This is a genomic window from Streptomyces sp. NPDC127098, assembly GCF_042722465.1.
Classification (GTDB): Bacteria; Actinomycetota; Actinomycetes; order Streptomycetales; family Streptomycetaceae; genus Streptomyces; species Streptomyces millisiae.
Window position 1 is genome coordinate 45,404 of sequence record NZ_JBHXFJ010000027.1, and the last position, 24,124, is coordinate 69,527.

A 24,124-nucleotide genomic window follows, 5' to 3' on the forward strand; every position below is an offset into this window, starting at 1 on the left:
CTTGAGCCTCAGCTTCCGACGACGTTGATGTTCTTGGAGCGCAGATCCTCCACCGTGAAGTCCTGCATCCGCTCCAGCAGCTCCACCATGGTGATCTCGCCGCTGACGGCCCTGGCCCACTGGTCCTGCAACTCGGCGAAGACGCCGGTGTAGTTGGGCCCGACCACCCACGGGTCCCGGCCGGCCTCGACCGCCCTCATGATCACGTCGCCTGCCTCGTCACGGCGGTCGCCGAAGAGGCGTTCGGGGACGGCGGAGTCGACCCACGGGGACGGGTCGGGAACGGCGCCCGGCCAGGTGTACATGCCGGTCATCGGATCGAGGGTGGCGTTGATCGCCTCCTCGTTCGTGGCCTTCCAGACGGAGACCTCGACCGCCTCCTCCACGTGCTCGCAGCCCTCGGGCACGAGCTCGGCGCCGCCGTGCGCGGGCGTGACGAACTCCTCGGCGTCCGAGAACTGCGGCAGGTCGATGGGCTGCCAGTCGCCGATCGTGTTCTGGAAGTCGATCTCGTACTTGGTCAGCTGCCAGGTAGAGGTCGGCAGGGAGACCATCTGGCCCGAGTCGAAGTACTCGATCAGCGCGGGCCGGTCGAGGTAGGTCTGGTGGGCGACCAGGTCCTTGTCGATGAGCTGCTGCACGATGTCGGCGGCCCTGCGGGACTCCTCGGAGAGGAAGTCGACGCGCCAGGCGTCGCCCTCGATCTCGTACCACGAGCCACCGGCCTGCTGCACCAGGTTGACGAGGGTGGAGGGGTCCTCGGCGGCGAAGTTCATGACGTAGGCGCCGTGCGGGCGCAACTCCTCGCCCGCCGCGATGAACTCGTCCCAGGTGGTGGGGACCTCGATGCCGTGCTCGTCGTACACGGCGCGGTTGATCATCATGAAGCTGGGGTTGAAGCCGGAGGGCACGCCGTAGTAGCGGTCGCCGACCATGGCGCCGGGCAGCGCCGCCTCGTTGAAGAGGCCGTCGTCGAGGTAGGGCTGGAGCGCGTCGGTGACGTCGGTCAGCAGGCCCTCGGAGGTGAGGGCGGGCACCTCGCCGACGCTCTGCACCAGGCAGGGGATGTCCTCGCCGGAGGCGACGGCGTTGCGGAGGTTGGCGGCGGCGCCGGGGAGGTCTACCTGCGTCACGAGCCTGAGCTGGATGTCGTCGTGGGTGGCGTTGAACTCGTCGACGACCGGCCGCATGAGGCGTTCCTCGTTCCAGGACCACATCTCGATGACGACCGGGCCGTCGCCCTGGTCGCCCTCTTCGCCGCCGCCACACGCCGTCGCCAGCAGGGACAGCGTGACGGCGACCGCGGACGCCAGCGTGATTCTCGCGGGCTGCATAGGACACTCCGGGAAGATGATGGGCCGTTAGACAGGCGCTGCTACCTTCGGCCCTAGTTATCGTTTTCTGTCGCGTGTCTGGTCGAGCAAGTTAGGCGAGGGGGTGGGTCGCGTCAACCGCCTGGACAAAGGCTTTCCATCCTTGACGACCGCTCGCGCGACTTGTCGCAGTACCGGCAGATGCCGTGACCGGGGTGGTGACGGCGTTCGCCTCGGCGGACGCGGAGCCGTGTGGTTCGCGGTGCGGCTGGTCACGCCGTTCGCGTGGAGCGTCCAGGTGGGTGCGATGGCGGTCAGCGACCTCGCCGACCGGCACGACGTGCCGTCCGCTGAGGGCCCGTTGCCGCCGTCAGGTGACGGTAGTGGTGCCGTCCTCCCCTCGTTACGCTGGGCCCGTGACAAACGATCTCCCCGAGGGGCCGGACAGCGCGCCCCGTCGGCGCGCCACGTTGAAGGACGTCGCCCATCGGGCCGGGGTCTCGGTGCCGACCGTCTCCCGCGTCATCGCCGGTGACTATCCGGTCGCGCTGGGCACCAGGCGACGGGTGGAGAAGGCGCTGCGCGAGCTGGACTACGTCGCCAACACCCATGCCCGCGCACTGCGCGGGCATGGCGCGGGGACCGTGGCGTTCATCCTGAGGGACGTGCGGGGCGAGGCGTTCGCACAGTTCGCGCACGGCATCGAGGAGGAAGCGTCGCGCCGGGGCCGACTGTGCCTGCTGTGCGTCAGCGGCGGCGACCCCGGCCGGGAGCTGCGGGCCCTGAACCTCATGCGCCAGCAGGGGGCAGAGGTGGTCATCATCATCGGAAGCGTCGTGGACGACGAGGCGTACCGGCAGCGGATGGCTGAGACCGCGCGCTCCCTTGACCGGGCAGGCTCCCGACTGGTGCTGTGCGGCCGCCCGCCGCTGGGCGAGGGCGTGCCCGTGACGGTCGTGGAGTACGACAACGAAGGCGGTGCGTACGCCGTCACCAGCCGACTGCTGGCGGCCGGGCACCGCCGCGTCCTGCTGTTCGGCGGCGACGTCGCGCTCACCACCAGCGCCCAGCGCTTCGCCGGCTACCGCAGGGCGCTGACCGACTACGGCGTCCCGTACGAGGAGGACCTGGTCGTCGAGGCCGCCTTCGACCGCGGCGACGCGTACCTGCGGATGCGGGAACGGCTGGCCGCCGCGCGCGACTTCACCGGCGTCTTCGCCCTCACCGACGTCGTCGCGGCCGGCGCGCTGCGGGCCCTGACCGAGGCCGGCCTTCGGGTGCCTGGAGACGTCTCGCTCGTCGGGTACGACGACGTGCCGCTGGCCACAGACCTCTGGCCGCAGCTGACCACCGTGCACGTTCCGTACGAGGAGATGGGCCGCACCGCGGTCCGGCTCGCGCTCGACCGCCGGGGCGACGGCCGGGGCGCACCTGCGGACCATGTGCTGCTCGGTACCCACGTCGTGGTCCGCGACTCCGTCGCGCCCCCGCCGCCGGCCCGCACGGCCTGAGCTTTTCGCTCCCTCCACCCCGCGAAGCCCGCCCCGAAGCCCGCCCCGGGGCCGATTGACCCGAGCAAGGCACACACCTACTCTAGAGAACGATTTCTACACGATCGGAAGGGGCTTCCGCCCTATGCCTGAGCGCCCCTCGGTGCTGTTCGCCCTGGAGTCCCGTTACCTCCCGCTGCTCTTCCCGCCGGAGGTCATGGCGCGGCTCACCGCCCTCGTCGACATCGACGCGGGCACCGTCATCGACCTGCGGCCTCCGGCCGCCGCCGCTGCCCGGCGGCTGCTGGCCGACACGGAAGTGCTGATCACCGGCTGGGGCTGCCCGCCGCTCTCCGTGGACGTCCTCGACGCCGCACCCAAGCTACGCGCGGTGCTCCACACCGGTGGCTCGGTCAAGCACCTGCTGCCGCCGGAGGGCTGGGAGAGGGGGGTGCTGGTCTCCTCCGCCGCCGCCGCGAACGCGCTGCCGGTGGCGGAGTACACACTCGGCATGATCCTGCTCGCGGGCAAGGGAGTGTTCGAACTGCGCGAGCGCCTACGGGCCGAGCGTGGCTTCGTCCTGGGCGAGATCCACCCGGACATCGGGAATGTCGGCCGCCGTGTCGGTCTCGTCGGTGCCTCCAAGATCGGCCGGCGGGTCATCGAGTTGCTGCGGCCGTTCGACTTCCAGGTACTGCTCCACGATCCGTACGTGGACCGGGCCGAGGCGGCGCGGTTGGGTGTGCGGCAGGTCCCGCTGACGACGCTGCTCGCGACCAGCGACATCGTCAGCGTCCACGCCCCCGCCACCCCCGCGACGCACCACCTGATCGACCGCGCCGGGTTGGCTTCGATGCGCGACGGCGCGGTCCTGGTCAACACCGCGCGCGGCAGCCTCATCGACCACGACGCGCTCGCCGCCGAACTCGTCTCCGGGCGCTTGTCGGCCGTCCTGGACGTCACCGAACCCGAGCCGCTGCCGGCATCCTCACCCCTGTACGAACTGCCGAACGTGCTGCTCACTCCGCACATCGCCGGCTCCCACGGCAACGAGCTGCGCCGCCTGGGCCTGATCGCCGTCGAGGAGCTGGAACGGCTGTTGGCGGGGCATGCCCTGCGGTACCGGGTCGACCACGGCGACTTCCACCGCGTCGCCTGACCGGACCCAGGGTCGGCGGCGCGACGCGGGCGGCGCTGGACCCGGTGGCCGGCGAGCGGCGGCCACCACACGCCGGGCACGCGGTGGAGGCGAAGCGTGCGGCGATCCGTCAGACACTGTCGTCCTCCCGCTGTAGGCGCTGACCGCATCCCGTTGGTCGATGACCAGCAGCGCTGGGTCCCGGTGCGCGCCCCCAGCCAGCAGCACCGCCGGTGAGTCCGGCGGAGTCATATTGGTCCCCAGGTCTTTGGCCGTCCGCATGGTCGCGTCGGCGTTGTCCGTCCGGACCGCGGCCACTCAACGGTCCCGGCCAGGGCCGTGAGTGTTCCGGTGTCACCAGCCAGGAGCCGCGGGCCGGGGCGCGTTCACCTCGGGCAGGAGCAAGCGGAACGCCGTCAAGGCGATGGTGCTCACGCCGCGGGCACCATCACCCGCACCGCTGATCGTCACACGGTCGCCCTGCGGGCGGCCTCTCCGCGTTTGGCCGTCCTGGGCGTGCTAGGCGTCGCGCGCGAGGCGCCAGCGGTTGTCGGCGCTGCCGTCGTCCGGGGCCTGGACGGCGAACGCGCCGACCGCGGTGGAGTTGTTCTGGATGCCGAGCAGCTTGCCGCTGTGCTCGTTGCGGATCCGGTACGTGCCGTCTCCCTGGTCGAGCAGCGTCCACCGGTGGTCGGCGGTGCCGTTGTCGGCCCACTGCAGGACGGTCGCGTTGTCCGCCGTCGACATGTCCTGGACGCCAAGCACCTTGCCGCTGTGGGCGTTACGGAGCCGGACCGCGGTGCCGTCCGGGACCAGCTCCCAGTCGTGGTCGGCGGTGCCCGAGTCGTGCCACTGGAGGGCGCGGCCGCCGTCGGCCGTGGACATGTCCTGGATCCCGAGCACGAGGCCGCTGGCCACGTTGACGAGGCGGACGGTGTCGCCGCCCTGGCCGCCGGTGTTCCAGTAGACGGTGTAGTTGTGGCCGTGCGCGTCGTGGAACGGGCCCAGGTTGACGGTCGAGCCGTTGGCGGTGGCGGTGAAGGCGAGCGAGCCGGTGCCGGTCCTGGTGATCGAGGAGGGGTTCAGGGTGGGGAGAGCGGCGAGGCTGGTGTTGCCGTAGTTGCCGGAGAGCACCACCGGGCCGTAGGTGATCGCGGCGACGTTGGGGTTGTCGTTGGCGGGGCGCAGGGCGACCCGCATGGGCAGGCGGACGGTGACGGTGTCGCCGGAGGTCCAGGCGCGGGTCAGGGTGGCGTAGCCGCCGGGTGGGGTGGCGATGTTCTGCGGCGTGCCGTTGACGCTGACGGTGGCTCCGGTGGTCCAGCCGGGGACGCGGACGCGCATGGTCCAGGTGCCGCCGACGTCGCCGGTGACCCGCAGGCTCGTGGTGTCGCCGACCGGGTACGTGGTGGTCTGGGTGACCGTGATGCCGCGCTGCGACCAGTCGAGCACCGAGGGGACGAACAGGTTGACGGTCAGCGTGGTGGTGTCGCCACCGAAGCCGTGGAAGTAGATCGAGTCCATCAGCCTGGTGTGCATCTCAAGACCCGTGCCCTGGCAGCACCAGAAGCTGTCGTAGTCGGTGCTCCAGGTGCCGCCGCCCCAGGCCGGCCCCACGCCGCGGCGGCCGCCGGGGTTGAGGGGGGTGAAGTAGGTGACGTGGCCGTGGGGGTCGGCCGGGTTCTGCTGGCCGATCATCTGGTTCAGCCAGGCCCGCTCGTAGTAGTCGAACAGCGCGGCGCGGCTCGGATCCAGGGTGTACAGCTCGCGGGTGAGGGCGAGCATGTTGAAGGTGTTGCAGCTCTCGCAGGTGTCCCGGGCGAGGAAGCCGGCGATGGCGTTGGGCGGGCGGAAGTGCTCGGCCTGGCTGTTGCCGCCGATGACGTAGGTGTGCGCGTCGACGCAGATGTTCCAGGCGTTGGTGGCGATGTCCCGGTAGCGGGTGGTGCCGGTGGCCTTGTACTCGCGGGCAGCGCCGATCCACTTGGGCACCTGGGTGTTGGCGTGCAGCCCGTTCAGCCGGTCCTGGCCGGCGGCCAGCGGGTCGAGGACGGCGGCGTGGTCGAACCGCCTGGCGGCGGTGAGCCAGCGCGCGTCGCCGGTCTGTAGGTGGATGTCGGTCAGGACGGCCGTCATGCCGCCGAACTCGGTGCCGAGCATGGTCTGCATCTGCTGGGCGGTCAGCCGGCCGGTGCGCCAGTCGACCCAGCCCGCGAGCGCCAGGAGCACGTCGCGCGCCTGGGTGCTGCCCAGGTGGCGCCAGACGTCGAGGAGGCCGGCCAGGGTCTTGTGGATCGCGTAGTACGGCACGTTGCCGTTGGTGAGCGTGCGGTTCTCCAGGGCGGTGAACTCGGACTCGGGGAAGCCCGAGAGATAGCCGCTGTTGAAGCCGGCGGTCCCGTTGTTCGCCTGGCACCTGGCCAGCTCCGCGACCATGCGCTCGGCCTTGTCGCGGCAGGTGGTGTCGCCGGTCACGGCGTAGGCCTGCGCCCATGCGGTGAGGAAGTGGCCCTGTACGTGCGTGCGAAACGGGAACGTCGGCGCGTCCCAGCCGCCGCCGGGTGCGGCGCCGTTGGTGGACAGGCGGTGGTTGGCCCGGAAGTTGTACAGCAGCCGGTCGACGTCGACGAACCGCAGGTAGGCCCGGGTGCGGTTCTCGTTGTCCAGCCATCGGCTGGCGGTCAGTCGGACCCGGCCGAGCTCGAAGGGGTGAGCGGACACCCCGATCTCGGCGCGGGCCGGGGCGGTCGCCGCCCGGGCGGGCGGGGCGCCGACGGCGGTCCCGGCGGCGGAGGTGACGGCCGCGACACCGGCGGCTTTGAGTAACCGGCGCCGACTGACTGATGAGGACATCTCGCACCCTTCCGTGGCGGAGGAAAGTGCCGTGCCGAACCGATCCGGCGGCGTTCGACATGTCGAACGCCGACCCGTAAATCGAACAGAAGATAGGGTCGGGCCAGGGGCATGTCAATAGCCCGCGTCACCGGGCCGTGCCGGCCAGCAGCCAACGGCGGACCGGCACTTCCAGCAGCGCCCGGCCGGCGCCCGCGCGGTAGGGGGCGGTGACGTCCCAGCCGTCGTACTTGGCGGCGAACGCGGCGACGACGTCGGCGGGGAACCGGCCCTCGTGGACCCGCGCCTCGCCCTCGGCCACGACCGGCGCCCAGCCGTCCTCCAGCGCGAGCGACACCCGCGGGTCGCGGCGGACGTTGCGGAGCTTCACGGCCCCGTCGTCGGTCCCGATCCACCACCTGTCGCGCAGGAACACGAACCACACGGGCGTCACGTGTGGCGATCCGTCGGGGCGCAGCGTGCACAGCCAGACGTTCCGGTCCCGCGCCAGACGGTCCAGGACGGCGGTGTCGGGCGGCGGCGGTAGCTCGTTCATCCGACCATCTCACTCGCATCACCCGCCGTCCGGCCTCGGCCGGACGGTCGGACCTTCGGCCTAGGTCATGTCCGGGGTGCTCTTTCCGCCACAGCGCGGGCGGCGGCCAGGCGCGGATTGAACGGAACCGGGCGGGCCTCCGTGTCATCCGGTGACCCCGATGAGCGGCCGGCGCGCCCGTGGACCGAGAGGACCAGTCGTGAGTGACTCCGTCAGCAGCAACCTTCCCATCCAGGCCCTGCCGAGCGGTGAGGCGGAGCTGCGCCTGGTGCTGCGGCTGAGCTGGGAGGATGTGGCCGCGCTCGGTGCCGAGGCCGGGCGGCTCGCCGCCCAGGCGCAGCGGCCGGTGAGCCTGGACGAGGCGGCCAGCCACCGGTTGCGGGCCAGGACCGCCGCGCACGCCAGGCCGGCCGCGGACCCGACCCAGGGCCAGGCGCAGGCTCAGCCACCGGCGCCGGCACAGGCGCAGGTGCAGGCACAGCGCCCGCCCCAGGCGACGGCCTCGGTCTCCCAGTTGGCCGGGCGTTCGCCGCGGGAGCAGGCGCAGCAGGCGATCGACGAGATCAACAGCCGGGCGGCCGGGCTCGGCGGCGCCACGGCGCGCGGCTGACGCGACGCGCCCCCTCGCGATCCTTCAAGCGCCTGGGTGTTTTCGGCCATCTCTCCGCGCCCGAACGCCCCGTCTGGGCGGAGGTGGGGGTGTGGCGCGTGTTCGCGGCGTGCACGGACGGGTTGGCCGGTTAACGCCCGTTATCGCCGGGAGGTCCCCGCATGATGGATCTCAGTATGTTGGCGCCGCCGGCCCGTCCGGTCGGCGGCATGGGGGAGCCCGGGGGGGCTGCACGTGACTGACGACAACACGACCAACGACAGATCCGGCACGGACGGGGAGCGCTTCGGGGGGCTCACGCCGTTTCTCGACCCGCTGCGGGTGCCACCGGTGCTGCGCCCGGGGCGCGGCGGGCACGGCGCCGAGGTCACGGTGGAGCTCGAGGCGGCCTGGGTGCGTCTGCACTCGCAGATGGCGCCGACCCTGGTCTGGGCGTACGACGGCCACTACCCGGGGCCGACCTTCGAGGTGCGGCGCGGCCAGCGGATCCGGGTGGCCTGGACCAACCGGCTGACCGGCGAGTTCCCGGTGCTGGCCGGGACGGCGCCGCTCACGGTGCCGCAGGACGGGGTGACCGTGCCGTCCACCGCGGTGCCCGGCACGGGGGACGGCTTCGAGGAGGTCAAGGAGGTCGCCGACCTGCCCGGCTGGTCGGTCACCCACCTGCACGGCGCGGTGACCGGCGGCGGCAACGACGGCTGGACGGAGAACGCGGTGTCCTTCGGCGACGCGCAGCTCTCCGAGTATCCGAACGACCAGCGGGCGGCGACCCTCTGGTACCACGACCACGCGATGCACATCACCCGGTGGAACGTCTTCGCGGGCCTGGCCGGAATGTACCTGGTCCGGGACGACGAGGAGGCGGCGCTGCGGCTGCCCGCCGGCCGCTACGAGATCCCGCTGGTGCTCAGCGACCGGAACTTCGCGCTCGACGCGGACGGCCGGCCCACCGGCGAGCCGCTGCACAAGGTGGGGCGGCTGCCCAACCCGGACCCGGAGACGGGCCAGCAGGTCACCATCCCGTTCACCGGGCCCTACACGCTGGTCAACGGGGTGGTGTGGCCGCACCTCGCGGTGGAGCCGCGCTGGTACCGGTTCCGCCTGCTGAACGCGGCCAACGCCAGGATCTTCCAGCTCGCGCTCGTCGACGAGTCGGGGCAGCCGGTGCGCGGCGCGATCAAGCAGATCGGCACGGACGCCGGGCTGCTGCCCAGGCCGGTGCCGGTGGACTTCGACGCGGCGCAGCCGTGGCTGGCCATCGCCCCGGCCGAGCGGATGGACCTGCTGATCGACTTCGCCGCACTGCGCGGCCGCCGGGTGCGGCTGGTCAACGTGGGGGGCGAGGCGCCGGGTGAGGCCGACCCGGCGGGGAACGTGCCGTTCCCGCAGGTGATGGAGTTCCGGGTGGACGCCCGCCCGGTGCGCGACCGGTTCACCCTGCCGAAGGTGATCTCGGCGTCCTTCCGCGAGCTGTCCCATGCCACTCCGCACGGGCACCGCCTGGTCGTGCTGACCCCGCCCGGCACCGTCGGCGGCGGGGGGCACCCGGAGATCTGGGAGATGGTGGAGGTCGACCCGGCGTCGGTCGAGATCCCCTCGGACGGCGTCATCCAGCTCACCGACGCCGAGGGCGAGACCACGACCTACCGGCGGGTGGCCCGGCGCTACGACGACACCCTCAACTTCAAGGTCGAGCACGGCGACTACGAGCAGTGGTCCTTCCTCAACCTGGGCGGGCCCACGCATCCGATGCACATCCACCTGACGGCGTTCCAGCTGATGGGGCGTGACCCGTACGTCACCACGGGCTTCGACCGTGCCCTGGGCGGCACGCGGGCGCCGGTGGCCTTCGACACCGACCCGGGCGCGGCGATCCCGCTGGCCCCCGGGGAGCGCGGGTGGAAGGACGTGGTCACCGTGCCGGCCGGCCAGCTGGTGCGGGTGCTCGGCCCCTACGAGGGCGCGCAGGGCCGGTTCATGTACCACTGCCACCTGCTGGAGCACGAGGACATGGGGATGATGCGGGCCTTCACGGTGGTGCCGCCCGAGGTGATGGTCTTCGACCACCACCGGGGGGACCACGGCGACCACTGACGCCCCGCGCCGAGATGCGGCCGGGCGCGCGCCACCCGAGTATCGGTGGCATGAGCGAATGGCTGCCGGTGTTCGTGGTGCTCGGCGTGGCGCTCGCCGGGGTGGCGGCGCTGTACGGGGTCGGCCGCTGGCTGGCCGGCCCCGCGGTGCCGGTGCCGGTGGGCGCCTTCGCGGGCGGGCTCGCCCCGCGGGAGCACGCGGCGTCCCGCTTCCATGTGCGGTGGTACGCGGTGGCGATGGTCTTCCTCGCCTTCGACATGGAGGCCCTCTTCATGTACCCGTGGGCGATCGTGGTGGCGGAGGTCGGCGCGGCGGCGGTCGTCGAGATGTTCGTGTTCCTGGGGATCCTGCTCGCCGGGGTGGCCTACGCCTGGCGTGAGGGGGCCTTCCGGTGGGCGTGACGGCCACCGTCCGACGGTGGGCGGCGGCCCGCCCCGCGGTGCTGCTCGTCCCGCTGCCCGGGGGCACGCCCAGCAGGCTCGCGGTGGAGCGGGAGCTGCGGGCCGCCGGGTGGCCGCTGGCCGAAGGGCCCGCGGCGGCGGATCTGCTGGTGGTGGCCGGGCGACCGGCGGCGGGTTCGACCGAGTGGCTCGACGAGCTCTACGCGCTGCTGCCGGGGCCGCGTGCCCGGGTCACCGTGGCCGCGCCCGAGCGGGCGGCCCGGGAGCTGCGCGCCGGGCGCGAGCTGCTGCGGGCCGGCGGGGACCGGGCGAGCCGCAGCGGACCGGTGGCCGGTCTGTCGTTGGCCGAGCGGGGCGACGACCGGGACGGGCTACGGCTCGACGTGCTGCGGCTGTCGCTCGGGCCCGCGTTGCCGGACTGGCCGGCCGGTCTGGTGCTGCGTCTCGCGCTCCAGGGGGACGTGGTGGTCTCGGCCGCCGTGGCTCCTCCCCCGGCGGGCGCCGGCCCGCTGTCGTTCTGGAACGAGCCCTGGCTGCGGGCCGCGCGCGGTGAGCCGACCGACCGCGCGGCGGCCGCGCGCCGGTCGTGCGCGGCGCACCTGGACAGCGTGGCGCGGCTGCTCGGGGTCGCCGGGTGGCCGGAGCTCGCCCACCTGGCGCGCCGGCTGCGGGACACGCTGCTCGCGGGGGCCGACCCCGCCGCCGTCCGGCGTGGGCTGCGGACGCTGCTGCGGCGTGGCGAGCGGTCCCTGACGGCGCGTTCGATGCTGCGGGGCCTCGGCCCGTTGTCGGCCGCCGAGGCCGCCGGGGCCGGCGTCACGTGCCCGGTGGTGGCGCCGGGTGGCGACGCCTACGACCGGTTCCGCCGCCGGCTGGCGGAGATCGAGCGGACGGCCGGGCTGCTCGCCGCGCCCGGCGTGCTGTCGCCGGATGACGCGGTCGGGCCGCGCGGCCGGGTGGACGGTCCGCGACCGCCGTCCGCGGCGCTGCTCGACGTGCTGCCCGGGCTGCTCATGGGGGCCGAGTTCGCGGCGGCCAGGCTCGTCGTGGCCGGCCTCGATCCCGACCTCGACGAGCTGTCCCGGGCGGCGGTCGGGTCGGGACATGGCTGAGCCGGCCCCGCTGTGGTGGGCGGTGGCGCTGCCGCCGGCGCTGGCGCTGGCGGCCGGGGTCACGGCGGCGCTGGCCGGGGCGGGGGCGGGGCGTCGTCCCGCGCCGCTGCGGGAGTTGGCGCGTCGGCGGCGGCACACGGTGGCCGCCGACGCGGGGCTGCGGACGCTGGGCGCGGTGCTGTTGCCGGTGGCCGCCGTGGCGGCGGCCGTGGTGCTGCCGTTCGGCTTCCGTTCCGTGAGTGACCTCGCGGTGGGTGTGGTGTGGTTCAACGCCATGGGGGCGTTGGCCTGGGCGGCGGTCTGGCTGGCCGGCTGGGGGGCGAACTCGGCGCTGTCGCTGATCGGCGGCTACCGGTTCCTGGCGCAGGGGCTGGCCTACGAGGTGCCGCACATGCTGGCCCTGACCACGGCGGCGCTCGGCGCCGGGTCGTTGCGGGTGGGCGCGGTGGTGGAGGCGCAGCGCGGGCTGTGGTTCGTGGTGTGGATGCCGGTGGCGTTCGCCGTCTTCCTGTTGAGCGCGGTGGCGATGGCGTTCGTGGGGCCCTTCGACCAGCCGGTGGGGCGGGACGTGGCGGGCGGCGCGGCCGGTGAGTTGGGGGGCGTGGACCGGCTGTTGTTCCTCGGTGGCCGGTGGCTGCTGCTCGTGGTGGCGGCCGGGATGGCGGTGCCGCTGTTCCTGGGCGGCGGGCACGGCCCGTGGCTGCCCGCCTGGTGCTGGACGCTGGTCAAGACGGCGGCGGTGCTGGGCGCGCTGCTGTGGCTGCGGCGCCTGCTGCCGGCGGTGCGGATGGACCGCTTCACCACCGTGGCCTGGACGGTGGTGACGCCGCTGGCGGTGGTTCAGGCGCTGTGGGTGTCCTTCGTCGTGCTGGGGCGCTGAGATGGCGGGGGATCTGCTGTTCTGGGCGCTGGCCGGCGTGGCGGTCGGCGGGGGCGCGCTGGTCTTCCGGTGCGACTCGATGGCCAGGGCGACCTACGCGCTGTTGGCCGCGCTGTTGGCGGTCGGGGGCGAGGTGGTGCTGCTCGGCCTCGACTACCTGGGCGTGGTGATCCTGCTGATGATGACCCTGGAGATGGCCCTGATGGCCGTCTTCATGATCATGTTCATGATGTCGCCGGGCGGGTTGACGCCGATGTCGATGACGCACGGCACGCGGAGCGCGGCGCTGGTGAGCGGTGGCGTCTTCCTGCTGCTGGCCGCCGGCGTGCTGCTCGCCCCGTGGCCGGGCCGCGCCGGTCGGGCGCCGGCCGATCCGACCAGGGCGCTCGGCCTGGCCCTGATGGGCCCGCAGATGCTCACCATGGCGGTCCTCGGCATGGTGCTGTTCGCCACCATCGTGGCGGTGGTGGTGCTCGCCACCCAGCGCGGTCGCTACGACCGGGGCGGGGAGTCCTGATGAGTCCGGAGGCGGTCCTGCTGGTGGCGGCGGCGCTGTTCGCCGTGGGGCTCTTCGGGGTGCTCGGCCAGCGGTCCGTCGTGATGCTGATGATGGGTCTCGAACTGATGCTGGGCGGCGTGGTGCTGGCGGCGGCCGGCGTCCGGCACTTCGTGGCGCCGGCGGCGGACGAGGGCCAGGTGCTCGTGGTGCTGCTGGTGACGGCCATGGCGGTGGAGATGGCCGTGGGCTTCGCGGTGGTCACCGCCCTCTTCCGGGCCCGGGAGGTCGACACCGTCGACGAGGCGGCGGAGCTGCGGGAATGAGCGGGGCGGCCGGCTGGGTGCTGTGGGCGCTGGTCGGGCTGCCCCTCGCGGGCGGCGCGCTGCTCGCCCTGGCCGGGCGGGCGGCCGACCGGGTCGCGGCCCCGCTCGCGGTCGGGACCGCCGGGCTCGTGACCGGGCTCGCGGCGCTGGCCGCGGTGGGCCGGCCGCGGGTCGAGGCCCCGCTGCTCGCCGGGCTGCCGGTGCGGCTCGCGGTCGACGGGCTCTCGGCGTTCCTGGTGGTCACGGTTGCGGCGGTGACCTGGCTGATCCTGGGGTTCTGCGCCGGGGAGTTCGCGCGGGACGCGGCGCGTGCCCGGTTCTTCGGGCTGATGCTGCTGTTCTCCGGGGCGATGATGACGACGGTGACGGCCGTCTCGCTGCCGGTGCTGCTGATGGCCTGGGAGGTGATGGGCGCCGCGTCCTGGGCCCTGATCGGCTACTGGTGGCACGACCCCGACCGGGTGCGGGCCGCCGACACCGCGTTCCTCACCACCAGGGCCGCGGATCTCGGGCTCTATCTGGCGGCCGGCGCGGCGTTCGCCGGCGCCCCGACCGCCTCGCTCGCGCTGGCCGACCTGCCGGCCGCCGCCGAGCCCTGGCGGTCGCTCGCCACGGCCGGGGTGGTGCTGGCCGCGCTCGGCAAGTCGGCCCAACTGCCGTTCAGCTTCTGGCTGTCACACGCCATGCGCGGCCCGGCGCCGGTCTCCGCGCTGCTGCACTCGGCGACCATGGTGGCGGCCGGCGGCTATCTGCTGCTGCGCGCCGGGCCGCTGCTCGACGCCTCGGGTTGGGGCGGGCCGCTGGTGGCCTGGACGGGCGCGGCCACCGCCGTCGCGCTCGGCCTGGTCGCGCTGGCGCAGACCGATCTGAAGCAGCTGCTCGCCGCCTCGTCCTGCGCCCAGGTGGGGCTGCTGGTGCTGGCCGCGGGCGTCGGCTCCCGGGCGGGCGGTGTCCTGCAGCTGATGTCCCACGCCGCGGCCAAGTCCCTGGCGTTCCTGGTCGCGGGGGCGTGGCTGGCCGCGCTCGGCGGCCAGGCGCTGTCCGGACTGCGCGGCGCGGCCCGCCGTGGGCCGCCGGGCACCGGGGTGGCCTTCACCGTGGCGCTCGCCGCGCTGGCCGGGCTGCCGCCGCTGGCGCTGTGGGCGGCCAAGGACGTGCTGCTCGCGGCGGCGCTCGCCGACTCGCCGTGGCTGTACGCGGCGGGTCTCGTCGCGACGGCGCTGGCGGCGGGGTACGGCGCGCGGGCGCTGTGGTTCGTGTGGCGGGACGCGGGCGGCGCCACCGTGGGGCGCCTCTCGCGGCCCGCCGGGGCCACCCTGGCGCTGCTCACGCTGGCCTGTCTCGGCCTGACCTTCGCCGCGCTGCCGCCGCTGGGCGGCAAGGTCGCGACGGTCCTCGGCGGCCCGGAGGCCGGCGCCGTGCGCGGCTGGGAGTGGGTGGTGTCCGGGGCGGTGGCGGTGGCGGGTGCGTCCGCCGCCTGGGCGTGGGGGGACCGGGCGCCGCCGGTGCCCGCCGGGGCGCGGCGGCGGCTGGTCGACTGGCTGGGGCTCGAACGGGTGGCGCGCGCCGTGCTGGTGGCACCGGTGGTGCGGCTCGCCGACGCGTTGGCCCGCTTCGACGACCTGGTGCTGCACCGGGCGGTGACGGGCGCGGCGCGGGCCACCGGGCGGCTGGCCCTGGCCACCGAACGTGTCGGGGAGCGGCGGCTGTTCGGCGCGGCGGTGGCGGGGGTCGCCGCCGGCTGTGCCGGGCTGGGCCGGCTGGCCAGACGCCCGCAGACCGGGCTGCTGCACCACTACCTCGCGCAGGCGGTCGCGGTGCTGGCCGCCGCCGCGGTCGTGCTGCTGCTGGTGAGGTGACCCGTGCTGCTCACCGTGCTGCTCTTCCTGCCGCTGGCGGTGGCGGTCGCGCTGCTCGCGCTGCCGGCCGCTCTCGCGCGGCGGGCCGCCTGGTGGATGTGGACGGCGACGGCCACGGCGGAGACGGTGCTGGTGGTCGTGGTGTGGGCGGGGTACGAGCCGGGCGGCGGTGTCCAGTACGAGGCACGGGCCCGGTGGATCCCGAGCGCCGGGGTCGGCTACCACGTGGGCGTCGACGGGCTCTCGCTGCCGCTGCTGGCCGTCAGCTGCGTGCTCTTCCTGGCCTGCGCCGGCTACTCGCGGCGGGAGACCCGGCGGGCCAGGGAGTTCGCGGCGCTGTTCCTGTTCCTCCAGACCACCTGTCTGGGGGTGTTCGCGGCGCTCGACCTGATCCTGTTCTTCGTCTTCTTCGACCTGTCGATCGTCGGCATGTACGTGGTGGTCGCCGGCTGGGGGCGCCGGCCGGCGGCGGCGCGCGCCGCGTTGACGTTCTTCCTCTACACCTTCCTGGGCTCGCTGGCGCTGCTGCTCGGCTTCATCGGCCTCTACCTGGCCGCCGAGCCGCACACCTTCGACATGACCGAGCTGACCGACCGGCCGCCGCTCCAGGGGCGGGCCGCGCCCGCGGCGCTGGTGCTGCTGGCGATCGGTCTCGGGCTGGCGATCAAGACGCCGACCGTGCCGTTCCACACCTGGCTGCCGCCGGCCCACACGGAGGCGCCGGCCGCCGGCTCGGCGATCCTGGCCGGAATCCTGCTGAAGATGGGCACCTACGGCCTGCTGCGGATCGCCATGCCGATGCTGCCCGAGGCGTGGCGCCGCTTCGCGCTGGTGTTCGTGGTCCTCGGGGTGGTCTCGGTGCTCTACGGCGCGCTGGTGGCACTCGCCCAGCGCGACGTCAAGCGGATGATCGCCTACACCTCGGTCAACCACATGGGCTACGTCCTGCTGGCGGCCGGCGCGGCGGCCACCGCGGGCGAGCGGGCCGGGCGGCTCGCGGTGGACGGCGCGGTCACCCAGATGGTGAGCCACGCGCTGATCACCGGTGCGCTGTTCCTCCTCGCCGGCGTGCTGTACGACCGGGGTCGCACCCACGCGATGGCCGACTGGGGCGGGCTCGCCGGTCCGGCGCCGGTCTTCGCGGCGCTGACCGGGATCGCCGCGTTCGCCTCGCTCGGCCTGCCCGGGTTCTCCGGCTTCGTCGCCGAGTTCCAGATCTTCGCCGGCAGCCTGCCGGCGCGCCCGGTCGCCACCGGGCTCGCGCTGCTCGGGGTGCTGCTCACCGCGGGCCTCTTCCTGCGCGCCCTGCACCGGATCCTGCTCGGCCCGCCGCGGCTGCCGCCCGGGGTGGGCGCCTTCCCCGACCTGCGCGCCCACGAGGCGGCGGCGATCGTGCCGCTGCTGGCGCTCGCGACGCTGCTCGGGGTGGTGCCCCGGTTCCTCCTCGACGTGGTGGAGCCGGCGGCGCGCGAGCTCGTCGGCCTGGTGGCCCGATGACGGGGGTCGACGAGAACCCGCTGGCGCTGCTGCCCGAGCTGCTGCTCGCCGGCTCCGCGGTCCTCGGGCTGCTGCTCGGCGCCTGGCTGCCGCGCGCGAGGCAGTGGCTGGTCGGCCTGCTGGCCGCCGGCGCCTGTCTGGCCGGGGTCGTCGCCGCGGCCGTCCAGGCCGGGCTGGCCGCGCCGACGACCGCCTTCGGCGGCGCCTTCGCGGTCGACGCGGTGACCACCACCGCCAGGATCGTGGTCCTCGGCGCCGCCCTGCCCCTGCTGGTGCTGGTCGCCGGGGCGAGCCGGGGTCACCGGCGGGAGACCGAGTACTACGTGCTGCTCCAACTCGCGGCCCTCGGCGCGCTGATGCTCGCCGGCGCCGCCGACCTGCTGACGCTGGCCGCCGCCTACCTGCTGGCCGGTGTCCCCGGCTACGCCCTGGCCGGCTTCGCGCGGGACGCCAGGGGCACCGAGGCCGCGCTCAAGTACTTCGTGGTCGGCGCGCTGCTCGGCGTCGTGCTGTTCACCGGCGTCACGTTGCTGCTGGCGGCCGGGCGGGCCACCGGCTATCCGGCGCTGCGCGCGGTGCTCCCGGAGGCGCCGGGCGCGCTGGTGACGGCGGGTCTTGTCGCGCTGCTGGCCGGCCCGCTGTTCAAGGCGGGTGCGGTGCCCGGGCACTTCTGGGTGCCGGACGCCGTGCAGGGCGCCTCGCCGCCGGTGGCGGCGCTGCTCACCACGCTGCCCAAGGTGGGCGCGTTCGCGGCGCTGTTCCGGCTGGTGTCCGGGCCGTTCGCCGACCTGCCGACCGACTCGGTGCCCTGGTCCGGGCTGCTCGCGGCGCTGGCCGCCGCCACCATGACACTGGGCAACCTGGCGGCGTTCTTCCAGGACGACGTCCGCCGGCTGCTCGCCTACTCGACGATCAGCCAGGCGGGCTACCTGCTGATCCCGGTCGCCATGGCGGGCCGCTCCGAGCTGTCCCAGCGGGCGCTGCTCTACTACCTGGCCGGCTACGCGATCACCAACCTGGGCGCGTTCGCCGTGGTCTGCGCACTGCCGGGCGCCCGGCGGCTCGACGACTACCGGGGCCTGGCCAGGCGCCGGCCGGCGCTGGTGGGCGCGCTCCTCGTCTGCCTGCTCGGCCTCGTGGGCACCCCGCCGACGGCGGTGTTCCTCGGCAAGCTGGAGGCGTTCGGCGCGGCCGTCGACGGCGGCCACGCCTGGCTGGCCGCGCTGGCGGTGGCCAACACGGTCGCCTCGCTCTTCTACTACCTGCGCTGGCTGGCCCCGGCCCTCCTCGGCCCGGCGCGACCGGGCGCCGGCCCGAATCCCGGCCGGCCGGCGGCGCTGACCGCGTACGCGGCGGCGCTCGGCTCGCTCGCCCTCGGCCTGGCCGGCGGCCCGGTGCTCGCGCTGCTCGACGGCTGAGCCACCCCGGCCGGGCGCCGATGGTGGTGGAGGATGGTAGGAGTGGGGCACGACGAGAGACATCGGGGGGGGACGCCATGACGTTCGCCTTTCGCCGGCTGACCGAGCCGGACTTCCCGCTGCTCGCCGGCTGGCTGGCGAGGCCGCACGTGGCGCGTTGGTGGCACCACGAGACCTCGGCCGAGGCCGTGGCGCGCGACTTCGGGCCCGCCGCCAGAGGCGAGGAGCCGTCCGACGACCTGCTGGCGCTGTTCGACCGGCGCCCGGCGGGTCTGGTCCAGCGGTGCGCCTTCGCCGACTATCCGGAGTACCGGGCGGAGCTCGCCGCCGTGGTGCCGGTGCCCGCCGGGGCGGTGACCGTCGACTACCTGATCGGCGAGCCCGGGCTGCTGGGGCGCGGCCTCGGCGCCGCGATGGTCCGCGCGGTGCTCGAGCTGACCTGGGCCGAGCTGCCGGCGGTGGGCTGCGTGCTGGTGCCGGTGGTGGCGGCCAACCGGGCCTCCTGGCGGACGCTGGAGCGGGCCGGGCTGCGGCGAGTGGGCGCCGGCGAGCTCACGCCCGACAACCCGGTCGACGACCCGCTGCACTACGTGTACCGACTCGATCGACCGAGCGTGACGCGTTAGCGGAGGCCGGCTCGGGCTTCCCGTTCTAGGCTCGAAGGCGGAAGGGGCGAGGAACCGCCGGAAGGGGTCCGCCATGGCCGAGCGACCCGAGTCGCGCTATCTGCCCATCGCCGACCACGGGCTGATCGGCGACCTGCGCAGCATCGCGCTGGTCGGCATCGACGGCACCATCGACTGGTACTGCTGTCCGCGCTTCGACTCGGCCAGCGTCTTCGCGTCGATCCTGGACGCCGACCGGGGCGGCAGCTTCCAGCTGGCGGCGGACGTACCGGCGCGCACCAAGCAGTTCTACTTCCCCGACACCAACGTGCTGATCACCCGGTTCTTCGCCGGCGACGGGGTGGGCGAGGTGCAGGACTTCATGCCGATCAACGGCAGCTCGGACGGCCACGACGACCGGCACCGGCTGCTCCGGCGGGTGGTCTGCGTGCGCGGCACGGTGCCGTTCCGGGCGCGGGTGGCGCCCAGGTTCGGCTACGGCGCGCAGCCGCACACGGCGCGCATCGAGGACGGGCAGGCGGTCTTCGCCTCGCCCGACCTGACGCTGGCGCTCACCTCCACGGCTCCGCTGGAGGGCGACGACCGCGACGTCTGGTCGCGGTTCACGCTGCTGGAGGGCCAGTCCGAGGTGTTCGCGCTGGACCGGATCGAGGACGGCCAGCTGCCTCGTGCCTGCCCGCGCGCCGAGGCCGAGGAGGAGTTCGCGGCGACGGTGGATTTCTGGCGGCGCTGGCTCCACGCCTCCCGCTACCGGGGTCGGTGGCGGGAGATGGTGCACCGCTCGGCGCTGACGCTGAAGCTGCTGACGTACGCGCCGACCGGCGCGATCGTGGCGGCCCCCACCACCAGCCTGCCGGAACAGGTGGGCGGCGAGCGCAACTGGGACTACCGCTACGTGTGGATCAGGGACGCGGCGTTCGCCGTGTACGCGCTGCTGCGGCTCGGCTTCACGGAGGAGGCCGACGGGTTCATGGCCTTTCTCTCCCGGCAGATGGGCCTGTCCCAGCGGACGGGGCAGCAGGCGGTAGGCCCGACGGGGCCGAAAGGGCCGCTGCAGATCATGTACGCCATCGACGGGCGGGCCGAACTGCCGGAGCGTGAACTCTCCCATCTGGAGGGCTATCTGGGCTCGGCCCCGGTACGGGTCGGCAACGCGGCGGCCGAGCAGTTGCAGTTGGACATCTACGGCGCGCTGATCGACTCCATCTACCTGTACGACAAGTGGGGCCAGCCGATCTCAAGCGACCGCTGGGACGAGGTCTGCGCGCTGGTGGAGTGGGTGTGCGGCAACTGGGAGCAGGCGGACGACGGCGTCTGGGAGACCAGGGGCGGCCCCAAGCGGTTCCTGTACTCGCGGCTGATGTGCTGGGTGGCGATCGAGCGGGCGATGCGGATGGCCATCCGCCGGGGGCTGCCGGCCGACATCCCGCGCTGGCGCGAGACGCGGGACACCATCTACCGGCGGATCATGAGCCACTGCTGGTCGGAGCGGCGTCAGGCGTTCGTCCAGCAGGAGGAGGGTGACGTGCTCGACGCCTCGGTGCTGATGATGCCGCTGGCCAAGTTCATCTCCCCCACCGACCCCAAGTGGCTGTCCACCCTCGACGCGTTGACGGACGAGCTGGTGTCCGACTCGCTGGTGTACCGCTACGACCCACGGGTCAGCCCGGACGGCCTGCGGGGCGAGGAGGGCACGTTCTCCATCTGCTCCTTCTGGTACGTGGAGGCGCTGGTGCGGGCCGGCCGTCCGGAGGACGCGAGGCTGGCGTTCGAGAAGATGCTGACCTACGCCAACCACCTCGGCCTGTACGCGGAGGAGATCGGCCACACCGGCGAGCAGCGCGGCAACTTCCCGCAGGCGTTCACCCACTTCGCCCTGATCAGCGCCGCGTTCAACCTGGACCGGGTCCTGGGGTGACGGCCCGGGGCGCGGGCGCCTCGAACTCCTCGAACTCCTCGAACTCCTCGACGGCGTCGATCTCGAGCCCCATCGGGACGTTGGTGACCCGCTCCAGGACCACCTCCACCACCACCGGCACCCGGTACTCGGCGGCGAGCTCCCTGGCCTGGTCCAACGCCGGCCGGATCAGCTCGGGTTCGACCACCCGGATGGCCTTGCAGCCCAGGCCCTCGGCCACCTTGACGTGGTCGACGCCGTAGCCGCCGAGTTCGGGGGCGTTGACGTTGTCGAAGGAGAGCTGGACGCAGTAGTCCATGTCGAAGGCGCGCTGGGCCTGCCGGATCAGGCCGAGGTAGGCGTTGTTGACCACGACGTGGATGTAGGGGATGCGGAACTGCGCCCCGACCGCCAGCTCCTCGATCATGAACTGGAAGTCGTAGTCGCCGGAGAGCGCCACCACGGTGGCGTCCGGGTCCGCGGTGGCCACGCCCAGCGCGGCCGGCACGGTCCAGCCGAGCGGGCCCGCCTGGCCGGCGTTGATCCAGTGCCGGGGGCGGTGGACGGCGAGCAGCTGGGCGGCCTGGATCTGGGAGAGGCCGATGGTGCTGACGTACCTGGTGTCCCTGCCGAAGGCGCGGTTCATCTCCTGGTAGACCCGCTGGGGCTTGATCGGGACGTCGGTGTAGTGGGTGCGGCGGAGCATGGTGGCCTTGCGGTGGGCGCACTCGACGGCCCACCGGGTGCGGTCCGGGAGCGTGCCGGCGGCCTTCCGTTCCCTGGCCGCCTCGACGAACAGGTCGAGGGCCGCTCCGGCGTCCGAGACGATGCCGTAGTCGGGGGCGAACACCCGCCCGATCTGGGTTGGTTCGATGTCCACGTGGACGAAGGTGCGGTCGCGCGTGTAGACGTCGAGGCCGCCGGTGTGGCGGTTGGCCCAGCGGTTGCCGACGCCGAGCACGAAGTCGGCGGCCAGCATGCTGGCGTTGCCGTGCCGGTGCGAGGTCTGGAGGCCCACCATGCCGGCGCACAGCGGGTGGTCGTCGGGGATGGTGCCCCAGCCCATCAGGGTCGGCACCACGGGCACGCCGGTCAGCTCGGCGAACTCGACGAGCTGTTCGGCGGCGTCGGCGTTGACCACGCCGCCGCCGGCCACGATCAGGGGGCGACGCGCGGCGCCGAGCAGGTCGAGCGCGCGCTCGATCTGGGCGCGGCCGGCGGCGGGCCGGTGGACGGGCAGCGGCTGGTAGGTGTCGGGGTCGAAGGGGATCTCGGCCTGCTGGACGTCGACGGGCAGGTCGATCAGCACCGGCCCTGGGCGCCCGGACCGCATCAGGTGGAACGCCTGCTGGAAGGCGCCCGGCACCTGGGCCGGCTCCAGCACCGTCATGGCCATCTTGGTGAGCGGTCGGGCGACGGCGGCGATGTCGACGGCCTGGAAGTCCTCCTTGTGGAGCCTGGCCACCGGCGCCTGCCCGGTGACGCAGAGGATGGGAACGGAGTCGGCGGCGGCCGAGTAGATGCCGGTGATCATGTCGGTGCCCGCGGGGCCGCTGGTGCCGACGCAGACGCCGATGTTGCCGGCCCTGGCGCGGGTGTAGCCCTCGGCCATGTGCGAGGCGCCCTCGACGTGCCGGGCGAGTACGTGGGTGAGGCCGCCGTCGCGGCGCATGGCGGCGTAGAAGGGGTTGATCGCGGCGCCTGGCACTCCGAAGACGTGCCTGGTGCCCTCGCGTTTCAGGATCTCCACCGCCACCTGGGCAGCCGTCATCCGGGGCATGGGGTACTCCCGTCGGGGGTCGTGGGAAGGGGGTGGGCCGGGCCTGGGCGGAGCTCGGCGGCTCAGCCGCCGGCCAGCCGTTCGACGCCGCGCAGCAGCGCGGCGTGGTCCAGGCCGCCGTCGCCGTTGGCACGGGCCGAGGCGACCAGTTGGGCGGCCAGCGCGCCGAGCGGCAGCGGCACACCGAGGGCGCGGGCGGCCTCGGTGACGTTGCCCATGTCCTTGTGGTGCAGGTCGATGCGGAAGCCGGGCCGGAAGTCGTGGTGTTCCATGGCGGCGCGCTTGCGGGCGAGGACCGTGGATCCGGCCAGGCCGCCGCCCAGCACGTCGAGCGCCGAGCCGAGGTCGACGCCGGCCCGCCGCAGGAACACCACGGCCTCGGCGAGGGCCTGGAGGTGCACGGCGACGATCAGCTGGTTGGCCGCCTTGACGGTCTGTCCTGCGCCGGTGGGGCCGACGTGCACCACGGTGGAGCCGAGCCGGTCGAACAGCGGCCTGGCGGCGGCGAAGTCGGCGGCCTCGCCGCCGACCATGATGGAGAGCCCGGCCTCGACGGCGCCGGCCTCGCCGCCGGAGACCGGGGCGTCCAGGACGCGGACGTCGAGCGGGGCCGCGGCGGCGGCGATCTCCAGGGCGATGCCGGGGGTGACGCTGCTCATGTCGATCAGCAGGGTGCCGGGGGCGGCGTGCGTCAGCACGCCGCCCTCCTCCAGCACGACGGACCTGACGTGTGGGTCGGCGGGCAGCATGGTGATGACCACCTCGGCGCCGGTGACGGCCTCGGCGAGGCTCTCGGCGGCCCGGCCGCCCTGGGCGGCGAGGCGTTCGACGGCGGCGTCGACGAGGTCGTAACCGGTGACCGCGTGGCCGGCCTTGACGAGGTGGCCGGCCATCGGGGCGCCCATGATGCCGAGGCCGACGAAGCCGATCGCGGTCACCTGAGTGCCTCCCGCCGGTCGGCGCGGTCCCCGCGCGGCAGCCAGTCGAGGCTGGCGGCGCTCGGTCCCGTCGGCCGGTACTCGAGGCCGATCAGGCCCGGGTAGCCGTGTGCCGCCAGCCGGTCGAGGAGGGCGGGCAGGTCGAGGGAGCCGGTGCCCGGCTGGTTGCGTCCCGGGACGTCGGCGACCTGGACGTGGCCGATGCGGTCGGCGTGCGCGTCGACGACCGCGAGCGGGTCCTCGCCCATCCGGGAGAGGTGGTAGACGTCGCACAGGAAGCGGACGTTGCCGAGCCCGGTGACCTCGTTGACCCGGTCGACGACCGCCACGGCCGCCTTCGCCGAGACCAGCGGGTAGCGCGGCGACTCGTGCGCGTTGAGCGCCTCGACCAGCAGCACGGCGTCGATGTCGTGGGCGGCGCGGGCGGCCAGGGCCAGGTTCTCCAGGGCGAGTTCGTCCTGGTCGGCGGGGTCGAGCCCGGGTACCCGGTTGCCGTAGAGGGCGTTCAGGGCGGTGCAGCCGAGATCCTCGGCGAGGCCGACCGCGACGGGCAGGTTCGCCCGGAACCGGTCGGTCTGGGCGGGGTCGGAGAGGGTGCCGCGCTCGCCCCGGCCGAGGTCGTCGAGCAGGTTGAGCCCGCTCAGCCGGATCCCGGCGTCGGCGAAGGCGTGGCGCAGCGCCGCGACGTCGGAGTCGGCGGGGCTCGGGTCGTCGTCGAAGGGCCACCACAGTTCGGCGGCGGTGAATCCGGCGGCGGCGGCCGCGGCGGGGCGGTCGAGCAGCGGGAGCTCGGTGAAGAGGATGGACAGGTTGACGGTCCACCGGGGGGCGGCGGCAGTGGTCATCTCGGGCGCTTCCGGG

Annotated in this window: 20 protein-coding genes; 14 read left to right on the forward strand and 6 right to left on the reverse strand. The window is 73.9% G+C overall.

Annotation, left to right across the window (positions count from 1 at the left end):
• Positions 1 to 8: 8 nt before the first annotated feature.
• Entirely contained in the window at positions 9 to 1,334 is a 1,326-nt protein-coding gene (locus tag ACFWI8_RS18705; RefSeq protein WP_387092491.1) for an ABC transporter substrate-binding protein, read from the reverse strand.
• A 395-nt stretch (positions 1,335 to 1,729) separates the two neighbouring features.
• Here ACFWI8_RS18705 and ACFWI8_RS18710 point away from each other — a divergent pair, with 395 nt between their 5' ends.
• A complete protein-coding gene (locus ACFWI8_RS18710; RefSeq protein ID WP_387092494.1) occupies positions 1,730 to 2,824 on the forward strand; it encodes a LacI family DNA-binding transcriptional regulator in 1,095 nt (364 codons plus the stop codon).
• Between the two features lie 124 nt (positions 2,825 to 2,948).
• Positions 2,949 to 3,962, forward strand: coding sequence for a hydroxyacid dehydrogenase (locus ACFWI8_RS18715; RefSeq protein WP_387092497.1), 1,014 nt, complete (start codon positions 2,949 to 2,951; stop codon positions 3,960 to 3,962).
• A gap of 498 nt (positions 3,963 to 4,460) precedes the next feature.
• On the opposite strand, the gene ACFWI8_RS18720 is transcribed toward ACFWI8_RS18715, so the two are convergent.
• Positions 4,461 to 6,794: a beta-L-arabinofuranosidase domain-containing protein gene (locus tag ACFWI8_RS18720; RefSeq protein WP_387092499.1), complete on the reverse strand. Its 2,334-nt coding sequence runs from the start codon at positions 6,792 to 6,794 to the stop codon at positions 4,461 to 4,463.
• A 127-nt stretch (positions 6,795 to 6,921) separates the two neighbouring features.
• Positions 6,922 to 7,329 (reverse strand): TIGR03618 family F420-dependent PPOX class oxidoreductase, encoded by a 408-nt coding sequence (locus ACFWI8_RS18725; RefSeq protein WP_387092501.1) that lies wholly within the window; start codon positions 7,327 to 7,329, stop codon positions 6,922 to 6,924.
• Between the two features lie 199 nt (positions 7,330 to 7,528).
• Here ACFWI8_RS18725 and ACFWI8_RS18730 point away from each other — a divergent pair, with 199 nt between their 5' ends.
• The 12 genes from ACFWI8_RS18730 to ACFWI8_RS18785 all read left to right on the forward strand — a co-directional run bounded on the left by ACFWI8_RS18730 (position 7,529) and on the right by ACFWI8_RS18785 (position 20,566).
• Positions 7,529 to 7,939 carry a hypothetical protein gene (locus tag ACFWI8_RS18730; protein ID WP_387092504.1) on the forward strand — a complete coding sequence of 137 codons (411 nt, stop codon included), beginning with the start codon at positions 7,529 to 7,531 and terminating at the stop codon, positions 7,937 to 7,939.
• 234 nt (positions 7,940 to 8,173) lie between these two features.
• Complete coding sequence (gene phsA / locus ACFWI8_RS18735; protein WP_387092506.1) at positions 8,174 to 10,033, forward strand: O-aminophenol oxidase PhsA; 1,860 nt, start codon at positions 8,174 to 8,176, stop codon at positions 10,031 to 10,033.
• Between the two features lie 50 nt (positions 10,034 to 10,083).
• On the forward strand, positions 10,084 to 10,434 hold the full coding sequence (locus tag ACFWI8_RS18740; protein ID WP_387092509.1) for an NADH-quinone oxidoreductase subunit A: 351 nt from the start codon (positions 10,084 to 10,086) through the stop codon (positions 10,432 to 10,434).
• Positions 10,431 to 11,546: a hypothetical protein gene (locus ACFWI8_RS18745; protein WP_387092512.1), complete on the forward strand. Its 1,116-nt coding sequence runs from the start codon at positions 10,431 to 10,433 to the stop codon at positions 11,544 to 11,546. Before ACFWI8_RS18740 ends, ACFWI8_RS18745 begins: the two co-directional genes overlap by 4 nt.
• Positions 11,539 to 12,426: an NADH-quinone oxidoreductase subunit H gene (locus tag ACFWI8_RS18750; RefSeq protein WP_387092514.1), complete on the forward strand. Its 888-nt coding sequence runs from the start codon at positions 11,539 to 11,541 to the stop codon at positions 12,424 to 12,426. The genes ACFWI8_RS18745 and ACFWI8_RS18750 overlap by 8 nt, the downstream gene beginning before the upstream one ends.
• Position 12,427: 1 nt before the next feature.
• Positions 12,428 to 12,943, forward strand: a complete 516-nt coding sequence (locus ACFWI8_RS18755; protein ID WP_387092517.1) for an NADH-quinone oxidoreductase subunit J — start codon at positions 12,428 to 12,430, stop codon at positions 12,941 to 12,943.
• Positions 12,943 to 13,248, forward strand: coding sequence for an NADH-quinone oxidoreductase subunit NuoK (gene nuoK / locus ACFWI8_RS18760; RefSeq protein WP_387092519.1), 306 nt, complete (start codon positions 12,943 to 12,945; stop codon positions 13,246 to 13,248). Before ACFWI8_RS18755 ends, nuoK begins: the two co-directional genes overlap by 1 nt.
• Positions 13,245 to 15,107: an NADH-quinone oxidoreductase subunit L gene (locus ACFWI8_RS18765; RefSeq protein WP_387092522.1), complete on the forward strand. Its 1,863-nt coding sequence runs from the start codon at positions 13,245 to 13,247 to the stop codon at positions 15,105 to 15,107. The genes nuoK and ACFWI8_RS18765 overlap by 4 nt, the downstream gene beginning before the upstream one ends.
• A 6-nt stretch (positions 15,108 to 15,113) precedes the next feature.
• Positions 15,114 to 16,604, forward strand: a complete 1,491-nt coding sequence (locus ACFWI8_RS18770; protein ID WP_387092598.1) for a NuoM family protein — start codon at positions 15,114 to 15,116, stop codon at positions 16,602 to 16,604.
• Positions 16,601 to 18,022, forward strand: a complete 1,422-nt coding sequence (locus tag ACFWI8_RS18775; protein ID WP_387092525.1) for an NADH-quinone oxidoreductase subunit N — start codon at positions 16,601 to 16,603, stop codon at positions 18,020 to 18,022. Before ACFWI8_RS18770 ends, ACFWI8_RS18775 begins: the two co-directional genes overlap by 4 nt.
• Positions 18,023 to 18,099: 77 nt before the next feature.
• Positions 18,100 to 18,648 carry a GNAT family N-acetyltransferase gene (locus ACFWI8_RS18780; protein WP_387092527.1) on the forward strand — a complete coding sequence of 183 codons (549 nt, stop codon included), beginning with the start codon at positions 18,100 to 18,102 and terminating at the stop codon, positions 18,646 to 18,648.
• Positions 18,649 to 18,721: 73 nt separating this feature from the next.
• Complete coding sequence (locus tag ACFWI8_RS18785) at positions 18,722 to 20,566, forward strand: glycoside hydrolase family 15 protein (protein WP_387092530.1); 1,845 nt, start codon at positions 18,722 to 18,724, stop codon at positions 20,564 to 20,566.
• Here the strand turns inward: ACFWI8_RS18785 and gcl are convergent.
• From gcl to ACFWI8_RS18800, 3 genes are all read right to left on the reverse strand, one after another.
• Complete coding sequence (gene gcl / locus ACFWI8_RS18790) at positions 20,541 to 22,325, reverse strand: glyoxylate carboligase (RefSeq protein ID WP_387092533.1); 1,785 nt, start codon at positions 22,323 to 22,325, stop codon at positions 20,541 to 20,543. The two genes, ACFWI8_RS18785 and gcl, sit on opposite strands and share 26 nt — an antisense overlap.
• 62 nt (positions 22,326 to 22,387) lie before the next feature.
• Positions 22,388 to 23,230 carry a 2-hydroxy-3-oxopropionate reductase gene (locus tag ACFWI8_RS18795; protein ID WP_387092601.1) on the reverse strand — a complete coding sequence of 281 codons (843 nt, stop codon included), beginning with the start codon at positions 23,228 to 23,230 and terminating at the stop codon, positions 22,388 to 22,390.
• Between the two features lie 29 nt (positions 23,231 to 23,259).
• A complete protein-coding gene (locus ACFWI8_RS18800) occupies positions 23,260 to 24,108 on the reverse strand; it encodes a TIM barrel protein (protein WP_387092536.1) in 849 nt (282 codons plus the stop codon).
• Positions 24,109 to 24,124 lie beyond the last annotated feature (16 nt).